Below are 19,700 nucleotides of genomic sequence, written 5' to 3' on the forward strand. Positions count from 1 at the left end.
AGCTGTAGCTGCCATCCGGATTGACGGTAACCGTGCCATGCGACGGATCGCTGGCCTTGGTGTAGGTAACGGTGTCGCCATCCACATCACTCGCGGGTGGCAGATTGCCGGTCTTGACCGTGTCTTCTGCCGTGGTAATTGTGGTGCCGCTGCCGACTGGCGCATCGTTGACCGGATCGATCACGATATTGACCACATAGGTATTGCTGCCGCCCTTGCCGTCGCTCACCGTGTAGGTAAAGCTATCGGCGCCGTTATAGTCGGCAACCGGGGTGTAAGTGTAGCTGCCGTTGGCGTTGACCACGACTGTGCCATGCGCCGGATCGCTGGCTTTGGTGTACGTGACCGTATCGCCATCGACGTCAGTGGCCGCCGGCAAGGTACCTGTCTTGACCGTGTCTTCATCCAGGGTCACGCTGTCATTGCCAGCCACCGGCGCATCGTTGACCGGGCTGACCGTAATGGCTACCGTGTACGTGTTGCTGCCGCCGTTGCCATCGCTGACCGTATAGGTAAAGCTGTCGGCGCCGTTGTAGTTGGCCACCGGCGTATAGGTGTAAGTGCCGTTGGAATTGACCACCACCGTGCCGTGCGCAGGATCGCTGCCCTTGCTGTAGGTGACAGTGTCGCCATCGACGTCGCTGGCCACCGGCAGGTTGCCGGTCTTGGCCGTGTCTTCGGCGGTGGTAATGGCCGTGCCGGCAGCGGTTGGCGCATCGTTGACCGGGCTGACGGTGACGGCTACCGTATACGTATTGCTGCCGCCGTTGCCGTCGCTCACCGTATAGGTAAAGCTGTCGGCACCGTTGTAGTTGGCCACCGGCGTATAGGTGTAAGTGCCGTTGGAATTGACCACCACGGTGCCATGGGCCGGGTTGCTGCCCTTGCTGTAGGTAACGGTGTCGCCATCGACGTCGCTGGCCACCGGCAGATTGCCGGTCTTGGCCGTGTCTTCGGCGGTGCCAATGGCCGTACCGGAAGCGGTTGGCGCATCATTGACCGGGCTCACAGTTACCGCCACGGTGTAGGTATTGCTGCCGCCGTTGCCGTCGCTCACCGTGTAGGTAAAGCTGTCGGCGCCATTGTAGTTGGCTACCGGCGTATAGGTGTAAGTGCCGTTGGAATTGACCACCACCGTGCCATGGGCCGGATCGCTGCCCTTGCCGTAGGTGACAGTATCGCCATCGACGTCGCTGGCCACCGGCAGATTGCCGGTCTTGGCCGTGTCTTCGGCGGTGCCAATGGCCGTACCGGAAGCGGTTGGCGCATCGTTGACCGGGCTGACAGTGACCGCCACGGTGTAGGTATTGCTGCCGCCATTGCCATCGCTGACGGTATAGGTAAAGCTGTCGGCGCCATTGTAGTTGGCTACCGGCGTATAGGTGTAAGTGCCGTTGGAATTGACCACCACCGTGCCGTGCGCAGGATCGCTGCCCTTGCTGTAGGTGACAGTGTCGCCATCGACGTCGCTGGCCACCGGCAGGTTGCCGGTCTTGGCCGTGTCTTCGGCGGTGCCAATGGCCGTGCCGGAAGCGGTTGGCGCATCATTGACCGGGCTGACGGTGATGGCTACGGTATAGGTATTGCTGCCGCCATTGCCGTCGCTCACCGTATAGGTAAAGCTGTCGGCGCCGTTGTAGTTGGCCACGGGCGTATAGGTGTAAGTGCCGTTGGAATTGACCACCACCGTGCCATGGGCCGGGTCGCTGCCCTTGCTGTAGGTAACGGTATCGCCATCGACGTCGCTGGCCACCGGCAGGTTGCCCGACTTGGCCGTGTCTTCGGCGGTGCCAATGGCCGTGCCGGAAGCGGTTGGCGCGTCATTGACCGGGCTGACGGTGATGGCTACGGTATAGGTATTGCTGCCGCCATTGCCGTCGCTCACCGTATAGGTAAAGCTGTCGGCGCCGTTGTAATTGGCCACCGGCGTATAGGTATAAGTGCCGTTGGAATTGACCACCACGGTGCCATGGGCCGGGTTGCTGCCCTTGCTGTAGGTAACGGTGTCGCCATCGACGTCGGTGGCCGCTGGCAAGCTGCCCGACTTGGTCGTGTCTTCAGCGGTGCTAATGGCCGTGCCGGAGGCGGTTGGCGCATCGTTGACCGGGCTGACGGTGACGGCCACGGTATAGGTATTGCTGCCGCCATTGCCGTCGCTCACCGTATAGGTAAAGCTGTCGGCGCCGTTATAGTTGGCCACTGGCGTATAGGTGTAAGTGCCGTTGGAATTGACCACCACCGTGCCGTGCGCAGGATCACTGCCCTTGCTGTAGGTGACGGTATCGCCATCGACGTCGGTGGCCGCTGGCAGGCTGCCCGACTTCGTCGTGTCTTCAGCGGTGCTAATGGCCGTGCCGGAGGCGGTTGGCGCATCGTTGACCGGACTGACAGTGATGGCTACGGTGTAGGTATTGCTGGCACCCTTGGTATCGGTCACCTTGTAAGTAAAGCTGTCCGCGCCATTGTAGTTGGCCGTTGGGGTATAGAGGTAGGTGCCGTTGGCATTGACCACCACCGTGCCGTGCGCAGGGTCGCTGCCCTTGCTGTAGGTGATGCTGTCTCCATCGATATCGGTAGCGCTTGGCAGGCTGCCGGACTTGAGCGTGTCTTCAGCAATGGTAAAGGCGGTGCCGGACGCCGTCGGCGCATTATTGGCCGCCGGGTCGGCAAAGTCGACCACGATATCGGAGCGCGCGGCACCGGTAACGGCGCTGGCCAGCACGCCGCTGAAAGCGCCGTTGCCGAAGCTGACGCCAAAGTTGCTGATGTCATTGGCGTTGGCGTGCGCCGTGGCGTTGCCAGTGAATTTCAAGACGGCGGTGGTGGCGCTGGTGCGCGTCACTTCGGCCGTCAGGCCGGCTGGCGTATTGGAAAAAGTAACGCCGGACAACGCCGAACCATCGCTGCCGCTAAAAGTATTGCTGCCACCATTATTGAGTGTAATGGTCGATGTCATCGTAAAGGAGCCATCATTGGCGGTCGCCTCGACGAAGTTGGTAGTACTATAGCTGAGCTTGGCGGCTGGGGTATCAACGATATTGGTGGGACCAGCCCATTTGGGGCCGACGCTGAAATCAAGCGCGAAATACGCCGTGCCCGTGCCGCCATTCACACCCGATTTGACATTGATGGAACTAAGTGAATCGTAATAAACCTTGACCCGGAAACCATCGTCATAGATAAGGTCATTCGGCGCCGGGCTGTTGCTCGTGTAAAGAAAGATAACCGAGCCGTCTGCCTGCACAGTGGGCACTAGTTTGGTGGCGGTAGATAACTCATACCTGGCAAAGCCGCTGAACACCTGATACTGGCGATCCGTGCCACTGGTGCTCGATGTATCGATGTCATACGAGTTGATCGCCACATTTTGCAAGGTCACCGCCGTGCCGGTGCCCGCGCCAGTGTAGGTGCCTGCCTTGTAGAAAGCGATCGTGAAGGTGACGCCGCCGCCAGCCGTCGTCACGTTCATATTCGGCTGAAAAAACTTGGTTTCAGAAGACGGTTTTCCACTGGCGTCATCGTAGACGCTAAAGGTAGCCCGGTCCACCGTGGTAGTCACTATTGCGTCGATGGCCTGGCCGCTGAGGGTGATGACGTTGCTGAAGCGCATTACGTCGCCGGTCGATCTGCCACTGCCACTGCCGCTGACGCTGGTGGCACCATTGAAGTCCAGCGTCTGCCAGTTGGCGTTATACACCGTGTCCACCGCCAGCTCGCCCTGCCAGCCGGCGCGGTCCAGCGCCATGGCGGCCGTTTCGATGGCGCCGTGCTGCGTTTCCAGGGTCCAGTTGCCGTGGAAGGCAGCCGAACCGGTGACATCGGTCGAGGCAGCGACGTCGGCCTGGGTCAATGCCGCCAGACGATCGACAAAGGCCTGGCCGGCCGCGCCTTCGGCCACATCGCAGCCGTAGATCAGCAGGTCGCCATCGGCCGTCAACGACTGGCCCAATTGCGCGAACTGGTCGCGGTATTGCTCGATATTGGCGCCCGAAATGGTCGAACCCAGTTCGATCTGGCCGCTTGATCCATGCGTGACCAGATGGATTGCATCGACCGGTGCATGGCCCTGCAGGGCCGCCAGCATCTGCTGCAAACCGTCACGCGTATGGTCGAGCACCACGACTTCGACGCCTTCGCGCACGCCGGCTACCAGTTGCTGCAGGTTGACAACGTTATCTTCGATAAACACGATTTCCTGGCGCGCCGGCGCCACTGCCGGCGCCGCCACGGCAGCCGGGGTGGTGACCGCCTGCTTCTCGGCGGCGGCGCGTTCGGCTGTCGCGCCATCGGCGGCGGCGTGTTCGGCCGCTGCCCGGGCCGCGACTGCGGTATCGACTGCCGCACCGTCAAACATGATGCGCTGTTCTAGCACCAGCGGCGCCGGCGCGCGGCGCTTGAGAGCGCGGCGGGCAGGAGCGTTGGTCGTTGTGGAAGCTTGAATGACGGTGCGATCAGGATTTTTCATGGCGTATTTTTATCAGTGATTTTTGCAGGGGGTTATTTGCCAGCGGGCGGCGTCAGTGCGACCCGTCCGCTCATGCCAGCGATCAATTCAGGAAACTTTCCGTCGATGGCAGCCGACAACTTGACGGACTGGCTGACCGGGTCGACGCGTGCGCCGATGCGCTGCACCTTGGCCGGATAAGTCTTGCCGGTTTCATCAATGGCCACCTGGAACGAATGGCCGGGCTTGAGCCAGGCCAGCCAGCGCGACGGCACGATAAATTCCAGTTCCAGCGCGGAGTCGTCGATGATTTCCAGCAGCGCCTGGCCCGCCTGCACATATTGCTGCTCGCGCACCTTCTGCTCGGTGACGCGGCCCGAAAACGGCGCCGGTATGCTGCATTTGCCGATAACAGCAGCGCCGTAGGCCAGTTCGGCTTTCGCCTTGCCCACTTCAGCCTCCGACACCTCGAGTTCAACCTTGCCGATCGAACGCAGTTCTTCCAGGCGCTTGTTGGCGTTGTAGGTATGCTCGGCAGCAGAGAGCATGGCCTTGGCCTTTTCACGCTGCGCCTGCTGCAGCGAACAATCAAGCGAGATCAGTGTCTGGCCAGCGCGAAAACTGCCGCCTTCTGTGACGCTAATACGGCTGATGCGGGCGCCAACCTCGGCCGCGATGGTGGTAAAGCGGCGCGGCGACAACTGCGCGCGCACCTCCTGGCGCTCCATCGCCGCGCGCGGGGCGGCAGCGGCTGCAGGTGCGGCTGCACGCGGTGCCGGGGCTGCCGGCGCAGCAGCCGGTGCGGCAGCGGCCAGCACCGGTGCTGCCAGCGTGGCCAGCACGGCCCAGCGGCCAAGGCTGGCCTTCATCATTGGGCCACCACTGGCGCCTGCACGCCCTTGTTCCAGCCAGCCATGCCCTTGCCGACTTCACTGGTCAACTGCTCCAGCGACATCTCGGACACGCTGCCCAGCACCGGCTCCATGCCGATCGTGGCCTGTACCTTGCTGCCGGCCGCCTGCAGTTGCGCCAGCGACTGATAACGGCGCAGCAGACTGAGGATGGCGGTGGTGCTGTTGGCCACTTCTTCCAGCTTGCCCTGGGTTTCAGCCGTACCGCGGTTTTTCACATGCACGGCGATTTTTGCATCGGCCTGCCAGATTTCATCGGCGCGCAGATACTGCTTGTAAGCGATCTGGTATTGCAGGCGCGACAGATGCACCTGGGTCAGGATCGTCATTTGCGCCGTCATGCGACGCTGGTCGGCCAGCTTGACGCCGGCTTCGGCCATGCGCTTTTGCGCCGGACCGGACAGCAGATTGAACAGGTTGTACGACAGATGAACGCCGGCATCGTTCCAGCGGTTGTTGATCATGTAGCGATCACTGTCATAGCGCAGGTCGTAATTGAACGACAGATTCGGGAACATGCGCAGCATGACGCGGCGCGTTTCTTCGGTTGCAATGCGCGCGTTGTAGAACTGTTCGCGGATATCGGCGTTTTGCGTGACGGCCAGTTCTTCCATGCGTTCAACCGGCATGTCCAGCATCGAAGCATCGACTTCCGAGCCCGGATCGCGTACTTCGATCACCTGACCCAGCGGGGCATTGACCAGATTGGCCAGTTCGATACGGCCCGACGACAGTTCCTGCTCGATGCTTTCTAGCAAACGCAGGTTTTCCAGCAACTGGCGCTGATAACGCAGCGAATCGACTGGCGAACGCAGGCGCTCGGCTTCGGCCTTGCGCGCATCTTTCAGGGCGCTTTCGGCCAGGATGATCGTTTGCTCGACTTCGGCGCGCAGTTTTTGCGCGCTGGCGGTACGCCAGAATGCCGTGCGCACATCCTGGATCAGGGTGTGCATGGCCTTGCGGCGGCGCTCGCCGGCGATATTGACACGGTCAGCCGATTGCTTGGCGGTAATGTAGCTCATGCCGAAGTCCAGCGCATTCCAGGTCAGGCCCAGGTCGTACGCTGCATGGCTGCGCTCGGACGAAATATAGGGATTGGCCAGCGACGGCTTGCCGGTCACCGAATCGACACTGCGGGTAATCAACTCTTCGCTGCGGGTGGTATAGCCGGCATTGGCCATCAGGCGCGGCAGCATGTCCCAGTTGGCGCTGTCGAGCTGGTTCATGGCCAGCGCCTCTTCCATCACGCGCGTACGACGCTCGAGGTTGTATTTCAAGGCGCGCGCAATGGCTTCGTCCATGGTCAGCTGGCCCACTACCGGTGGCACGGCCTCCATCGCCGCCTGCCGGTCCAGCGTGGTCTGCGTGACCAGGTCATTGCTTGACAACGGTTGTACTTGAACGGTGCCACACGCCGTCAGCATGACGGTGACGCAAGCCGCTACGGCTCGGACGATAAGTTTTTTTTGCATGGAATGTAGGCGGAGATAGATTGGACAGCGAAAATTGTTGTTTTATTACACTCAATTTACTATTAAGCAATATTGATTTGCGCTGATTATATTTAACGCAGACCTTTCTGCCTAGATTCAAAGATGGCTTTACAACAAATTACGCTGCAAAAATGCAATTTATTTTTGTGGACATTTTTTAAAACACTGTTTTGATAATTACAATGAAATAGTTTCCACAAACAAAGTACATTTTCCCCGTCGAAGGCAAAAAAATACCCGGCCAACTGCACCGGGTATTGACAAATAGGAAAACCGCCAATTAACTTGATACGCTGTCGCTCTCTGCGGTTGTTTCGGCCAGCTGCGTTTCCGCCGCCGGATCGGCTGGCTCAACGGCCTCGCCGGGCGTTTCGCCACCCTGATCTTCCTCGTCCTGCTCACCGTCATGCTCACCGGCGGCGCCCTCGGGCGCGGCAGCGATCTCCAGCAGGCGCGCTTCGATGGTCAGGTCAACCTCATCCCAGCGCAGCAGGTCGAGCTTGACCTGGGCGCCGCGCGCCACCGACGGCATGCCCGGCAGCTTGATCACCAGCGGAATATCGACCAGGCGCAGGATTTCGTCCTTCAGCACCACTGCCTCGACCTGGCGTGCGTTTTCCTGGCTCAGCCAGCGCAGGCACCAGTAGCGTTCCATATTCGACTGGAAGTCGCCATAAGCGGCATACGCAGCATCGAAAGCCGAAACAATGGCAAACAGGTTGGCGTCGCGCGGCTTGAACGGCGCCACCAGCGGCGCCGTCACGCCATGCTCGGCGCAGGCAAGAATCTGCCACTGGTTGACCAGGTCGGTATAGCGGCGCAGCGGCGAGGTGCTCCATGCATACTGATCCACACCCAGTCCCTGGTGCGGCGCAGCGTGCGTGACCATGCGCACCGCCATCTTGGCGGCCCAGCCATTGCCATTGCCGCCGCCCTGGGCGCGATAGATGCCGGGCACGCCATGGTCGTGCAGCAGCTTGCCCCAGGTGCTGTTGGCAAAGATCATCAGCTCGGCCACGATCTTGTCGAGCGGCGCGCCACGCTTGCGGCGCAGCACCGTGACCACATCGTCTTCCACATAGAAGTTGAAATCGACGCGGTTGTTCTGCTCGGGCTTGAGGCCAAACGCCTCGCGCTTTTTCATGCGGCCCTGTTCCAGTTGCTGCGCCCATTGCCACAGCACGGCCAGGTCGGCCTTGTGCGGATACTCGCCTTCGCCGCTGGCCAGGGTTTCTTCGTTGACCAGGTCGTCGAGCTGGTTATGGCGCAAGTTGTTCGCAATTGGCACCAGTTCGGCGCGCGTTACGGTATCGACGACAGCCCAGTCGGCCTTCGGGTCAAGCGTGGCGTACAGCGACAGCGCCGGGCAGGTCGTGCCTTCGGCCAGCGTAAAGGCGTCAACGATTTCATCGGGCAGCATGGTGATCTTGTCGCCGGGCATATACACGGTCGACATGCGCTGGCGCGCCATCTTGTCGATCACGTCGTCGGGACGGATGCCCAGGCCGGGCGCGGCAATATGAATGCCGACCACCACCATGCCGTCTGGCAAAGTCTGTACCGAAAACGCATCATCGATTTCGGTGGTGGTCACGTCATCGATGGAAAACGCCGCTACCTCAGCCTGTGGCAGCTTGGCCGTCACGCCTGGCACCGGTACGGAAGGAAAGCCCGCGCCTTTGGGGAAGTTCTCGAACAGGAACTTCGACAAATGCAGGTCTTTCGGCGCGGCCACGCCGCCCACGGCCAGCATCAGGCGCTGCGGCGTGGTGTGCAGCTCATTGCAGGCCGCTTCGAGCGCCTTGTATTCGATAGTGTTCTTGTCGGGCTTGAACAGCAGTTGCAACACCAGTGGCTGCATTGATGCCGGCAAGATATTCTGCTTGAGTTCTTCCACATAGGCCGCCTGCACCAGCGCCTGCTGCTTTTTCTTTTCAATGCCGGTCAGCGCCGCCTTGAGCGACGCTTCCGGCGCTGCCTTGTAGCGGCCGCGGCCTTTCTTGTAGAAATACACGGGCGCCGAGTGCAGCGACAGGATCAGGCCGGCAGCCTCGGCGGCCAGCGGCGCATGGCCGAAATACTCAAGACCCAGCTCGGCAAAGCCGAACTCTTCTTCACCAGCGACTTCCCACAGGAAATCGAGGTCGACATCAGCGGCAACCGCCTTGGCCTGCTCGAGCAATTCGGCTGGCGACGGCTTTTCATATTGCAGCAGCACATCCTTGGTCTTGACCTTGGTGCGCTTGCCGCTGGCCATCTCGACCTGGTATGCCTCGCCTGCCTGCGACAGGACCGTGCCGACCTTGAAATCGCCGGATTCTTCAAAAAATAAATTCATCGTCATACTTTATTCAATAATGTATCGGTTGCTACGCTGCGCTTGCGTTCAAACTGAGTTCGAGCACCGCAGGCAGAAAAACTTCGGTTACCAGCAGCAAGCCCTGATGCCGCTGGTACAGGCAGCGCCTGGCGTAAAACAATGCCTGGTCGTCAATCACGCAGCCGTCTTGCGCCAGCGCCAGGCGCGCGCGCTGTACCAGCGGATGGCCGGCGCGCAGCCGCGCATAGCCCAGTTCGCCACGGCGCACCATGCGGTCGCCAAACAGGGTGGTGCCCAGCGAGCGCTCACCGAGTGCGGAAAACAGCGGCCAGTCGGTGGCGGTGGCCTGCATTGGCACCACCGTGTGGCCAAACACGGCCGGCCGGCCATCGCAGCGCAGCAGCACTTCGCGTTCCCAGACGCGCCCGGCGCGATGCAGGCCGATAATGGCGGCCTCGTCGCTCAGGCAGCGCGCCGTATGCTGGTGCAGGCACTGCACGCGAAAAGCCTGGCTATGGGCTTTCAGCTTGGCCGTCAGCGAACCGCCGCCGGTCAGCCAGTGGCGCAAGGCGGGCGGCGCATTGACGGCGTTGACATGCGCATGCCACTGCGCCTGGCGCAAGGAAGCCGGCCTCACTTGCCGGCTTTCAGGTCGATGCCGCAAAACGCCAGCACCTGCGGCAAATAATCGGCAAATTCGCTGATGCCATGGTCGCTGCCGTCGATCACGATCTGGCGCGCGCCCTGATAATGCGCCACCATGGTCCGATAGTCGAGCACTTCATCGCCGGTCGCAGCCAGCAACAGGTAACGCTGCGGCGCACTGATCTGCGGCACGGCAAACGCACGCAGCTCTTCTATATAGCTGCGCCTGAATTCAAACGGCTCATCGGAGTGAAACTGCGTGCTCACGCCCACATGCTGCTCCAGGTCGAGCAGCGGGACGATGGCCGGATTGAGCAGCACGGCGCGGCAGCCCAGCTGCTCGGCCAGCCAGGTAGCGTAATAGCCGCCCAGCGACGAGCCGATAATCACCAGTTCCTGCGCCGGCACGCCGGCCACCAGTGACTGCGCCAGTTCGATGGCCAATTTGGGCGACGCCGGCAACTGCGGACAGCGCCAGGCGTCCTGCAATCCCAGCGCCTGCATCTGCGCGGCCAGCAGGCGCGACTTCATCGACTGCGGCGAGGAGCGAAAGCCATGCAGATACAAGATCATCGGCCCAGCGCCTCCAGCAGCTTCTGGTGCACGCCGCCAAAGCCGCCATTGCTCATCACGATAATCTGATCACCGGGACGTGCCGCCTGCACGATGGCGGCAACCAGCGCATCGATCTGCTCGAAGGCGCTGGCGCGCTGTCCCAGCGGCGCCAGCGCCTGGCCCAGGCTCCAGCCCAGCGCCTGTTCGCTGCCAAAGCCGAATACCAGGTCGGCGTCCTGCAGGCTGCCCGGCAAGGCGTCTTTCATGGCGCCCAGCTTCATGGTGTTCGAGCGCGGTTCGAGCACGGCCAGGATGCGCCCGGAGTTGGCGGTGGCCGCGCCGATTTTCTGGCGCAGGCCGCCCACCGTGGTGGCAATCGCCGTCGGGTGGTGGGCAAAATCGTCATACACGGTAATACCGTTGACCTCGCCGCGCACTTCCATGCGCCGCTTGACACTCTCGAACGAGGCCAGCGAGGCGCAGGCCTGCGCAATCGGCACGCCCACATGGCGCGCAGCAGCGATCGCTGCCAGCGCGTTGCTGCGATTGTGCTTGCCGGTCAATTGCCACTCGACCCGGCCTTCGACCTGGCCCTTGAACATTACGTCAAAGCTGCCGTCAGGCAGCTCCTGCAATTGCCAGTCGGCGTCCTGGCCAAAACTTTCCTGCTCGCTCCAGCAACCGCGCGCCAGCACGCGTTGCAGCGACGCCTCGTCGCCATTGACAATCAGGCGGCCGATGCCCGGCACGGTGCGCACCAGGTGGTGGAACTGGGTCTCGATCGCATGCAGATCGGGGAAGATATCGGCATGATCATATTCGAGGTTGTTCATGACCGCCGTTTTGGCGTGGTAATGGACGAACTTGCTGCGCTTGTCGAAAAACGCCGTGTCGTATTCATCGGCTTCGATCACGAAGAAGTCCGATTCGGCGCTTTTACCGTCGATCTTGCCGCTCAGGCGCGCTGAAATGCCGAAATTGCGTGGCACGCCGCCGATCAGGAAGCCGGGCGCATAGCCGGCGTCTTCCAGTATCCACGCCAGCATGGCCGAGGTGGTGGTCTTGCCATGCGTGCCGGCCACGGCCAGCACCCAGCGGTCGCGCAGGATATGCTCGCCGATCCACTGCGGACCAGATACATAAGGCAGGCTGCGGTTGAGGATTTCTTCAACCAGCGGGTTGCCGCGCGAGACCACATTGCCGATCACATACAGATCCGGATTCAATTTTGTCTGCTCCGGATCAAAACCCTGGATCAGTTCTATCCCCTGCGCTTCGAGCTGGGTGCTCATCGGTGGATAAACGTTGGCATCGCAGCCGGTGACTTTATGGCCGGCCTCCTTGGCCAGGACGGCCAGGCCACCCATGAAGGTGCCGCAAATGCCGAGGATATGAATATGCATGTGATCTGGTTGAAAGGCGTGCAGTTGAGATAAAAGAAAAACACAAGTGTGAGATTTTACCCGACGCCATGAATTTCCCGCTTCTAGTATTATCTGGCTCATGATGAATGATGACCGCAGTGACAGCATTGATGACACTGGGCAATTGCGCCTGGAAATTGCGGCAGCCGCCGCCCGCCTCATTGCGCAGGACGGCGCCGACTACGCAAGCGCCAAGCGCAAGGCGGCGCGCCAGATTCTGGGCGATAATGTCGGTCGGACCAATGTCTTGCCCGATAACGAACTGATCGAAGATGAGGTCAAGCGCTACAACGCCCTGTTCCTGTCCGACACACAACCGGCCCGCCTGTTTCAGCTGCGCACGATTGCACTGCAACTGATGGAAGCGCTGCAACAGTTCCAGCCTTTGCTGAGCGGCCCTGTCCTGAACGGCACGGCTGGCGCGCATGACGAGATTTACCTGCAGCTGTTTGCTGAAAGCGCGAAAGATATCCATATTTTCCTGCTCAATAAAAATATGGTGCTCGACATGTCGGAAACGGCGCATTTCAAGGGCGCCCGCTACGATGCGGTAGAAACGGCCAGTTTTTTATGGAAGAACGAAGGCGTCCATGCGGCCATGTATGAACTCGATGACCGGCGCGGCGCATTGAAGGCGCGTGCCGACGGCAAGGCGCTGCGCACCGATATCGAAGGATTGCGCAAGTTGCTGTTTGACGATGCACTCACGGAAAAATAGTAAAGAAAGAATGACATGACAAGAAAAGGTTTTATCGGCTGCGCCATTGTTGCGCTGCTGTTTGGTGCCATGGGCGTGTATGTGGGCATGCATAAGAAGACCGAGCCGGCTGCGCCCGTCACCACTACCATCGCGCCGGGCGCAACCGGTCCCGTGACGGAACTGTACGCGCTGTCGCTGCCGGACGCGGCCGGCACTACGCAGGCTTTGTCGCAATGGAAAGGCAAGAATCTGCTGGTCAACTTCTGGGCGCCATGGTGTCCGCCCTGCGTGCAGGAAATGCCGGAGCTGTCGGAAGTGCAAGGCGAGTTCGCTGCCAAAAACCTGCAGATCATCGGCGTCGGCATCGATTCGGCCAGCAATATTGCCACCTTTGCCAACAAGGTCAAGATTGCCTACCCGGTCTATGTTTCCGGCATGAGCGGCACCGAACTATCGCGCCATTTCGGCAATGCCACTGGCGGCCTGCCCTTTACGGTGCTGATCGGCGCCGATGGCGAAGTCAAGAAGACCTATCTGGGACGCCTCAAATTTGATCAATTGCGCGCCGATCTGGCCAAATTGTAAATTACCAAAGCGTGCTTTTTTCTCTTGCCAATGCGTATCTTTGGCGGCAAAATGCGGAACTTTCGCTAAAACGGTCTTCCTTACATGGCAAAAAACCTGCTTCTCCTCAACGGCCCCAACCTGAATCTGCTGGGGACGCGGGAGCCTGAGGTCTACGGCGCCAGTACCCTGGCCGATATCGAACAGGCAGCAATGGCGCAAGCCATGGCGGCCGGCGCCGAACTGGTTTGCTTCCAAAGCAACCATGAGGGAGCGCTGATCGACCGCATCCATGCCGCACGCACGGAAGGCATCGACGCCATCGTGATCAATCCCGGTGGCCTGACGCATACCAGTGTTGCTTTGCGCGACGCGCTGGCTGGCGTAGCGATACCATTTGTGGAAGTACATATCTCGAATATTTATCAAAGAGAAACGTTTAGGCATCACTCATTTCTCAGCGCGATCGCGCAGGGGACGATCTGCGGGCTGGGTATCGACGGATATCGGTTTGCCATCGACTTTGCACTTAAAACACGTTAATCTACGCGATCTGCACGCATTTAGCGCGGCGACGGATTTTTCGACCTCACCGCATCACTCATAAAACAAACTACATTCCTAGGGGTTTTACATGGATCTACGAAAACTCAAGACCTTGATCGACCTGGTCGCCGAATCGGATATCGCAGAACTGGAAGTCACCGAAGGCGAAAGCAAGGTTCGCATCGTCAAATCGTCGGCCATGCCGCAAAACCAGATGGTCATGATGCAGCCGCAAGGCATGCAAGCCCAGTTCCAGCCAGCCGCCGCGCCAGCTGCTGCAGCCGCGCCTGCCGTGGTCGTGGCCGCCGAGCCAACCGGCTACGTGGTCAAGTCGCCGATGGTCGGCACCTTCTACCGCTCCTCCGCTCCGGGCAGCGCTGCCTTTGTTGAAGTGGGCTCGACAGTCAAGGAAGGCGACACCCTGTGCATTATCGAAGCGATGAAGCTGTTGAATGAAATCGACTCGGACAAAGCCGGTGTCGTGACCCAGATTCTGGTGGAAAACGGCCAACCGGTCGAATTCGGCCAACCGCTGTTCGTGATCGGTTAAGATCGCTCCAACACGGCCGGCAACGGCCGTGTCAGTTTTACGCCCCTCACACTTGTTGTTTCGCCGGCTAGCCGGCTCTCACAGACATACGAACCTACCATGTTTGAAAAAATCCTGATTGCCAACCGTGGTGAAATCGCCCTCCGTATTCAACGCGCCTGCCGCGAACTGGGCATCAAAACGGTTGTAGTCCATTCGGAAGCCGACAAGGACGCCAAATACGTCAAGCTGGCCGACGAATCCGTCTGCATCGGCCCTGCCCCATCGACCCTGAGCTATCTGAACATGCCGGCCATTATCAGCGCCGCTGAAGTGACCGATGCCCAGGCCATTCACCCTGGCTATGGTTTCCTGTCGGAAAACGCCGACTTCGCCGAGCGCGTGGAAAAATCGGGCTTTGTGTTTATCGGCCCGCGTTCCGAATCGATCCGCCTGATGGGCGACAAAGTATCGGCCAAGCAAACCATGATCAAGGCCGGCGTGCCTTGCGTGCCAGGCTCGGAAGGCGCATTGCCGGACGATCCGAAGATGATCGTGCAGATTGCCCGCAAAATTGGTTACCCGGTCATTATCAAGGCCGCTGGCGGCGGTGGCGGTCGCGGCATGCGCGTGGTGCATACTGAAGCGGCGCTGATCAATGCCGTGGCCATGACCAAGACCGAAGCCGGTACCGCTTTCGGCAATCCCGAAGTGTATATGGAGAAGTACCTGGAAAATCCGCGTCACGTGGAAATCCAGATTCTTGCCGACGAACACAAGAACGCCGTCTGGCTGGGCGAGCGCGACTGCTCGATGCAGCGCCGCCACCAGAAGGTAATCGAAGAGGCGCCAGCGCCAGGCATCCCGCGCAAGCTGATTGAAAAAATCGGCGACCGCTGCGCCGAAGCCTGCCGCAAGATCGGCTACCGCGGCGCCGGCACGTTCGAGTTCCTGTATGAAAACGGCGAGTTCTATTTCATTGAAATGAACACCCGCGTGCAGGTGGAGCATCCGGTCACCGAAATGATTACCGGCATCGACATCGTGCAGGAACAGATCCGCATCGCCGCCGGTGAAAAGCTGCGCTATCGCCAACGCGACGTGCTGCTGTCGGGCCATGCGGTCGAGTGCCGCATCAACGCCGAAGACCCGTTCAAATTCACGCCGTCGCCAGGCAAGATCGTTTCCTGGCACGTACCGGGCGGCCCAGGCATCCGCGTCGATTCGCACGCTTATGCCGGCTACTACGTCCCGCCGCACTACGACTCGATGATCGGCAAAGTGATCGCTTACGGCGCTACGCGCGAACAGGCGATCCGCCGCATGCAGATCGCCCTGTCGGAAATGGTGGTCGAGGGTATCAGCACCAATATCGCGCTGCACCGCGAACTGATGATCGATGCACGCTTTATCGAAGGCGGCACCAATATTCACTATCTGGAACAGAAGCTGGCCGATATGCCGGAGCTGGGCAAGAAATTGAATATTCCTAGCATCGGCGGCAAATCGGACGTCAAGGCTGACGCATGAGCTGGACCGAAATCGTTATTGAAATCGCGCGCGAGCATGCCGAAGCACTGTCCGACGCGCTGATGGAAGCTGGCGCGCTGTCGGTCTCGGTGGAAGACGCCGACGAAGGCACGGACGCCGAACAGCCGCTGTTCGGCGAGCCGGGCATGGAGCCGAAAGAAGCCGCATGGGAGCGCAGCCGCGTGGTCGCGCTGACCGACGTCGACGCCGACCAGGCCGCCATCGTGGCCGCTGCCGCGCAAGCGATCGGCCAGGCTGCTGCGCCAGCGTTTGTCACGCGCGATGTGGCAGAGCAGGACTGGGTGCGTCTGACCCAGTCGCAATTTGCACCCATTCATATCGGCAAGAATATCTGGGTGGTGCCAAGCTGGCACGAAGCACCAGACCCGGACGGTCTGATCCTGGAACTCGACCCGGGCCTGGCGTTCGGCACCGGCAGCCATCCGACCACGCGCCTGTGCATGGAATGGCTGGAAGCGCATCCGGCGCCCGGCAAGACCGTGCTCGACTACGGTTGCGGCTCCGGTATCCTGGCGATGGTGGCCAAGAAGCTGGGCGCGCAAACGGTGGCCGGTGTCGATATCGACCCGCAGGCCATCGAGTCGGCGCGCGACAATGCCGAGCGCAACCAGTGCGAGATCGAATATTTCCTGCCTGATACCTTTGCCACCTCGGCCCATGCGACCGAACGCTTCGATATCGTGGTAGCCAATATCCTGTCGAGCCCTTTGAAGCTGATGGCGCCGATGCTGTCGGGCCGCGTGGCCGAAGGCGGTGCGCTGATCCTGTCGGGCGTGCTGGCGCGCCAGGCTGAAGAAGTGGCAGCTGCCTACGCACCGTTTATTCAGCTGGGTGTCTGGGCCGAGCAAGATGGCTGGGTTGCCCTGCACGGCCGCCTGGGCGCAGCCAGCGCACCTGCGCCACGCGCTTAAGGTGCAATAGCACAGCAATGGCACTCGCCACCAAATGCCCCCATTGCAACACGATATTTCGGGTCGCTGCTGACCAGTTGAAGTTGCGTGGGGGCATAGTGCGCTGTGGCACTTGCAAAGAAGTATTCGACGGTAACGCTGCACTGCTCGATCCGGCCGCAGCCTTGCTGCCAGCGGCCGGACCAGTCGCCACGCCGCTGCAAACGGCGGCAAAACCTACCCCTGCACTGATCGATTTGCCGCCACCGCCACCGCCCAGCACCGAGGAGGCGGTCTATTCGCTTGATTTCGACACCTCATTCGATCCCTTCGGCATTCTGCCCGAAACCACGCAGGCACAGGCCGCACCGGCGGCAGTAGCGCCCGTGGCTGCTCCCGAGCCGGTACCGGTCCAGGCGGACGAACTGGCGCTCGATCTCGACCTTGATGCAGAAACCGCGCTGCCGCTGCTGCCAGCGCCGTTCAAACGCCGCCAGGTCGATGAGGTGCCCGCCTTTGCCACCTATCTGCGCGACAACCGGCACGAGCCTCGATTGAACGCTGCTGGCCCCGCACCTGCTATGACGCCTGAACCGGCGGCAGTGCCGAAAGTCAGCCTGGACAAGCGAGAACCGAGCTTTGATGCCGTCACGGTCACGCCGGAGCCGGTTCCGGCGGCGATTGCTGCGCGTCAGGAACCCAGCTGGGAGCCGCAGCAAGCCGTCGACAAGCCGACAACGGAAGCCACGCCTGAGCAAGACGCTCACGAGCCGGCGTTTGTCACCCAGGGCCGGCGCCGCGAACAAAGCGGCAAGGCGCTGCAGGTGGCGCTGGCCGCCGGTTCGGTTTTCCTGCTGCTGCTGGTGTTGCTTCAGATAATGACGACCTTTCGCAATCCGCTGGCGGCGCAGTTTCCTCAATTCAAACCGGCCTTGAGTGCGCTGTGCGGCCTGGCCGGCTGCAAGGTGGACTTGCCGGCGCAGATCGAAGCGCTGGCCATCGAGCAGGGAGAACTACAGACGCTGTCGCCACAGACCTTTTCGTATGTGTCGCTGCTGCGCAATCACAGCCGCAGCGTGCAGGCCTGGCCCAGCATCGAACTGACGCTCGACGACAGCGACGACAAGCCCGTGCTGCGTCGCGTGATCACGCCGCACGAATACCTGCCGGCAAAAATCGACGTGGCCAACGGCCTGGCGCCGCGCTCGGAACAGACCATCAAGGTCTATTTCAAAAGCGAACAAGCCAGGGCAGCGGGCTACCATATCGCCATCTTTTACCCTTGAAAACACATAAAATGAACAAAACATCGCTGATCTGCGGCTCACTGGCCACCGACTCCATCATGCATTTTCCTGGCCGCTTTGGCGATTTGCTGCTGGCCGACCAGCTGCACAAGGTGAACGTGTCGTTCCTGGTGCCCACCATGCGCACCGAATTTGGCGGCTGCTCGGGCAATATCGCCTACAGCCTGAAAATGCTGGGCGGCGACCCGCGCATCGTCGGCGTGATGGGCCAGGACAGCGCCGCCTACCTGGAGCGCCTGCAAAAGCTCGGCATCTCGACCGCCAATATCCTGATCAAGGCCGACAGCTACAACGCGCAGTGCTTTGTTACCGCCGACGCCGACAACAACCAGATCAACGCCTTCCATCCGGGCGCCATGTCGTTTGCCCATGAGAATCCGATTGCCAACGCCGGCCCGGCCCGCGTGGCCATCATTTCACCCGATGGCGACCAGGGCATGCTCAAGCACGCCGCCGACCTGGCCGAACTGGGCATTCCCTTCATGTTCGATCCTGGCCAGCAACTGCCGCGCTTTGACGGCGAGCAATTGATCGACTTCATCGACAAGGCAACGTATGTGTCGGCCAACGACTACGAAATGGAAATGCTGATGGAGCGCACCGGTTTGAGCCTGGAAGATATCGCCAGCCGCCTGGAAGCGCTGATCGTCACGCGCGGCGAAAAGGGTTCGGAAATCTACACCGGTGGCAAACGCATCGATATTCCGGTAGTCGAAGCGAAGGAAGTGCTGGACCCGACCGGCTGCGGCGACGCCTACCGTGCAGGCCTGCTGTTCGGCATCACCAACGACCTGGGCTGGGAAACCAGCGGCCGCCTGGCCAGCCTGCTGGGCGCCATCAAAATCGCCACCCAGGGTGCGCAAAACCACGTGTTTACGCCGGCAAGCATTGCCGACCAGTTCGAAGCGCAGTTCGGTTATCGTTATTGATCCCGATCTGCACCTGATCATATCCAGTTAAGGCAAGCCACGTAGGTCGGATTAGGCCGCAGGCCGTAATCCGACAACACCGGTAACGCCAACAATGTTGTCGGATTACGCGGGGCTTTGCCCCGCCTGCGCGGCCCGGCTAATCCGACCTACTATTCTGAAAGCTTAACCTGGCGGCATGACTCCGGATTTCTGCTGCACTATTACACTACAATCATCCTCACCAGCATCTGCGCGATCTGCAGCAGTATCAACGCCACCAGCAGCGACAAATCGAGGCTGCCGATCAACGGCACGACCTTGCGTATCGGACGCAGCAGCGGCTCGTTCAGGGCGCGCACAAATGGCGCCAGCGGCGCATGCGGGTTGACCCAGCTGAAAATGGCCTCAATGATCAGCAGCGCCATGAAACCATAGAGTATCCATTGCAGGAAGCGCTGCAGCGCTTTCAGCAGGACGACTTCGACCGACGCCCCGGCGATAAACCAGACACAGGTTGCCAGCAGCACGATCAGGAAAGCGCCAATCAGGCTGGCCCAGTCATAACCGCCCACGCCTGGCACCACGCGGCGCAGGGGACGTACCAGCCAGTCGGACAATTGAAAGGTGAATTGCGCCACTGACGAGGGCGGACGCACGCGAACAGCCTGCATCCAGAAACGCAGCAGCAGGACCGCGCCGAGCAGCGTGGCAACAGTATCAACAATCAATGTAAGAATAGGGATCAGCACAAAAAATCTCCGAAAAAAAACCGCTGTGTGATTGTGTCACACAGCGGCGTATTGCCTCAAGCAGACATTCGACCTGCAAATATTACGAAGGACGCGTGCTGGTCGGGAATGGCCAGGCTGCAGCTGGCGACAACACAGTTTTAGCTGCTGGTGCAACAGGT

Annotated in this window: 16 protein-coding genes; 8 read left to right on the forward strand and 8 right to left on the reverse strand. The window is 60.6% G+C overall.

The genetic code is table 11. The features are described from left to right. From GCM43_RS05540 to mpl, 7 genes are all read right to left on the reverse strand, one after another. Positions 1-4,465: tandem-95 repeat protein (locus GCM43_RS05540; RefSeq protein WP_152242546.1), on the reverse strand; the 4,465-nt coding region annotated here is incomplete at its 3' end. Positions 4,466-4,497: 32 nt separating this feature from the next. Continuing rightward, entirely contained in the window at positions 4,498-5,316 is an 819-nt protein-coding gene (locus GCM43_RS05545) for an efflux RND transporter periplasmic adaptor subunit (RefSeq protein ID WP_152242547.1), read from the reverse strand. Continuing rightward, positions 5,313-6,743 carry a TolC family protein gene (locus tag GCM43_RS05550; RefSeq protein ID WP_226929333.1) on the reverse strand — a complete coding sequence of 477 codons (1,431 nt, stop codon included), beginning with the start codon at positions 6,741-6,743 and terminating at the stop codon, positions 5,313-5,315. Before GCM43_RS05550 ends, GCM43_RS05545 begins: the two co-directional genes overlap by 4 nt. Before the next feature lie 385 nt (positions 6,744-7,128). Next, positions 7,129-9,186, reverse strand: coding sequence for a ribonuclease catalytic domain-containing protein (locus GCM43_RS05555; protein ID WP_152242549.1), 2,058 nt, complete (start codon positions 9,184-9,186; stop codon positions 7,129-7,131). Between the two features lie 31 nt (positions 9,187-9,217). Next, positions 9,218-9,805, reverse strand: a complete 588-nt coding sequence (locus GCM43_RS05560; protein WP_226929334.1) for a chorismate--pyruvate lyase family protein — start codon at positions 9,803-9,805, stop codon at positions 9,218-9,220. Beyond that, positions 9,802-10,386, reverse strand: a complete 585-nt coding sequence (locus tag GCM43_RS05565) for a YqiA/YcfP family alpha/beta fold hydrolase (protein WP_152242550.1) — start codon at positions 10,384-10,386, stop codon at positions 9,802-9,804. The genes GCM43_RS05560 and GCM43_RS05565 overlap by 4 nt, the downstream gene beginning before the upstream one ends. Beyond that, positions 10,383-11,771: a UDP-N-acetylmuramate:L-alanyl-gamma-D-glutamyl-meso-diaminopimelate ligase gene (gene mpl / locus GCM43_RS05570; protein ID WP_152242551.1), complete on the reverse strand. Its 1,389-nt coding sequence runs from the start codon at positions 11,769-11,771 to the stop codon at positions 10,383-10,385. Before mpl ends, GCM43_RS05565 begins: the two co-directional genes overlap by 4 nt. Before the next feature lie 100 nt (positions 11,772-11,871). Here mpl and GCM43_RS05575 point away from each other — a divergent pair, with 100 nt between their 5' ends. The 8 genes from GCM43_RS05575 to GCM43_RS05610 all read left to right on the forward strand — a co-directional run bounded on the left by GCM43_RS05575 (position 11,872) and on the right by GCM43_RS05610 (position 18,808). After that, positions 11,872-12,510, forward strand: a complete 639-nt coding sequence (locus GCM43_RS05575) for a hypothetical protein (RefSeq protein WP_152242552.1) — start codon at positions 11,872-11,874, stop codon at positions 12,508-12,510. A 15-nt stretch (positions 12,511-12,525) separates the two neighbouring features. Next, complete coding sequence (locus GCM43_RS05580) at positions 12,526-13,077, forward strand: TlpA family protein disulfide reductase (protein ID WP_152242553.1); 552 nt, start codon at positions 12,526-12,528, stop codon at positions 13,075-13,077. A gap of 84 nt (positions 13,078-13,161) precedes the next feature. Beyond that, positions 13,162-13,599: a type II 3-dehydroquinate dehydratase gene (aroQ, locus tag GCM43_RS05585; RefSeq protein WP_152242554.1), complete on the forward strand. Its 438-nt coding sequence runs from the start codon at positions 13,162-13,164 to the stop codon at positions 13,597-13,599. A 91-nt stretch (positions 13,600-13,690) separates the two neighbouring features. Further along, positions 13,691-14,152 carry an acetyl-CoA carboxylase biotin carboxyl carrier protein gene (gene accB, locus GCM43_RS05590; protein WP_152242555.1) on the forward strand — a complete coding sequence of 154 codons (462 nt, stop codon included), beginning with the start codon at positions 13,691-13,693 and terminating at the stop codon, positions 14,150-14,152. Between the two features lie 99 nt (positions 14,153-14,251). Beyond that, positions 14,252-15,661: an acetyl-CoA carboxylase biotin carboxylase subunit gene (gene accC / locus GCM43_RS05595; protein ID WP_152242556.1), complete on the forward strand. Its 1,410-nt coding sequence runs from the start codon at positions 14,252-14,254 to the stop codon at positions 15,659-15,661. Continuing rightward, positions 15,658-16,593, forward strand: a complete 936-nt coding sequence (prmA, locus tag GCM43_RS05600) for a 50S ribosomal protein L11 methyltransferase (RefSeq protein WP_152242557.1) — start codon at positions 15,658-15,660, stop codon at positions 16,591-16,593. Before accC ends, prmA begins: the two co-directional genes overlap by 4 nt. Positions 16,594-16,610: 17 nt before the next feature. Then, on the forward strand, positions 16,611-17,858 hold the full coding sequence (locus GCM43_RS05605; protein ID WP_152242931.1) for a DUF3426 domain-containing protein: 1,248 nt from the start codon (positions 16,611-16,613) through the stop codon (positions 17,856-17,858). Between the two features lie 11 nt (positions 17,859-17,869). Next, entirely contained in the window at positions 17,870-18,808 is a 939-nt protein-coding gene (locus tag GCM43_RS05610) for a carbohydrate kinase family protein (RefSeq protein WP_152242558.1), read from the forward strand. A gap of 203 nt (positions 18,809-19,011) precedes the next feature. Here the strand turns inward: GCM43_RS05610 and GCM43_RS05615 are convergent, their stop codons facing one another. Further along, the gene (locus GCM43_RS05615; protein WP_226929335.1) at positions 19,012-19,539 is read right to left on the reverse strand and encodes a YggT family protein; all 528 of its coding nucleotides are present in this window, start codon (positions 19,537-19,539) and stop codon (positions 19,012-19,014) included. Positions 19,540-19,700: the final 161 nt, after the last annotated feature.

The organism is Janthinobacterium aquaticum (assembly GCF_009208565.1).
Classification (GTDB): domain Bacteria; phylum Pseudomonadota; class Gammaproteobacteria; order Burkholderiales; family Burkholderiaceae_D; genus Janthinobacterium.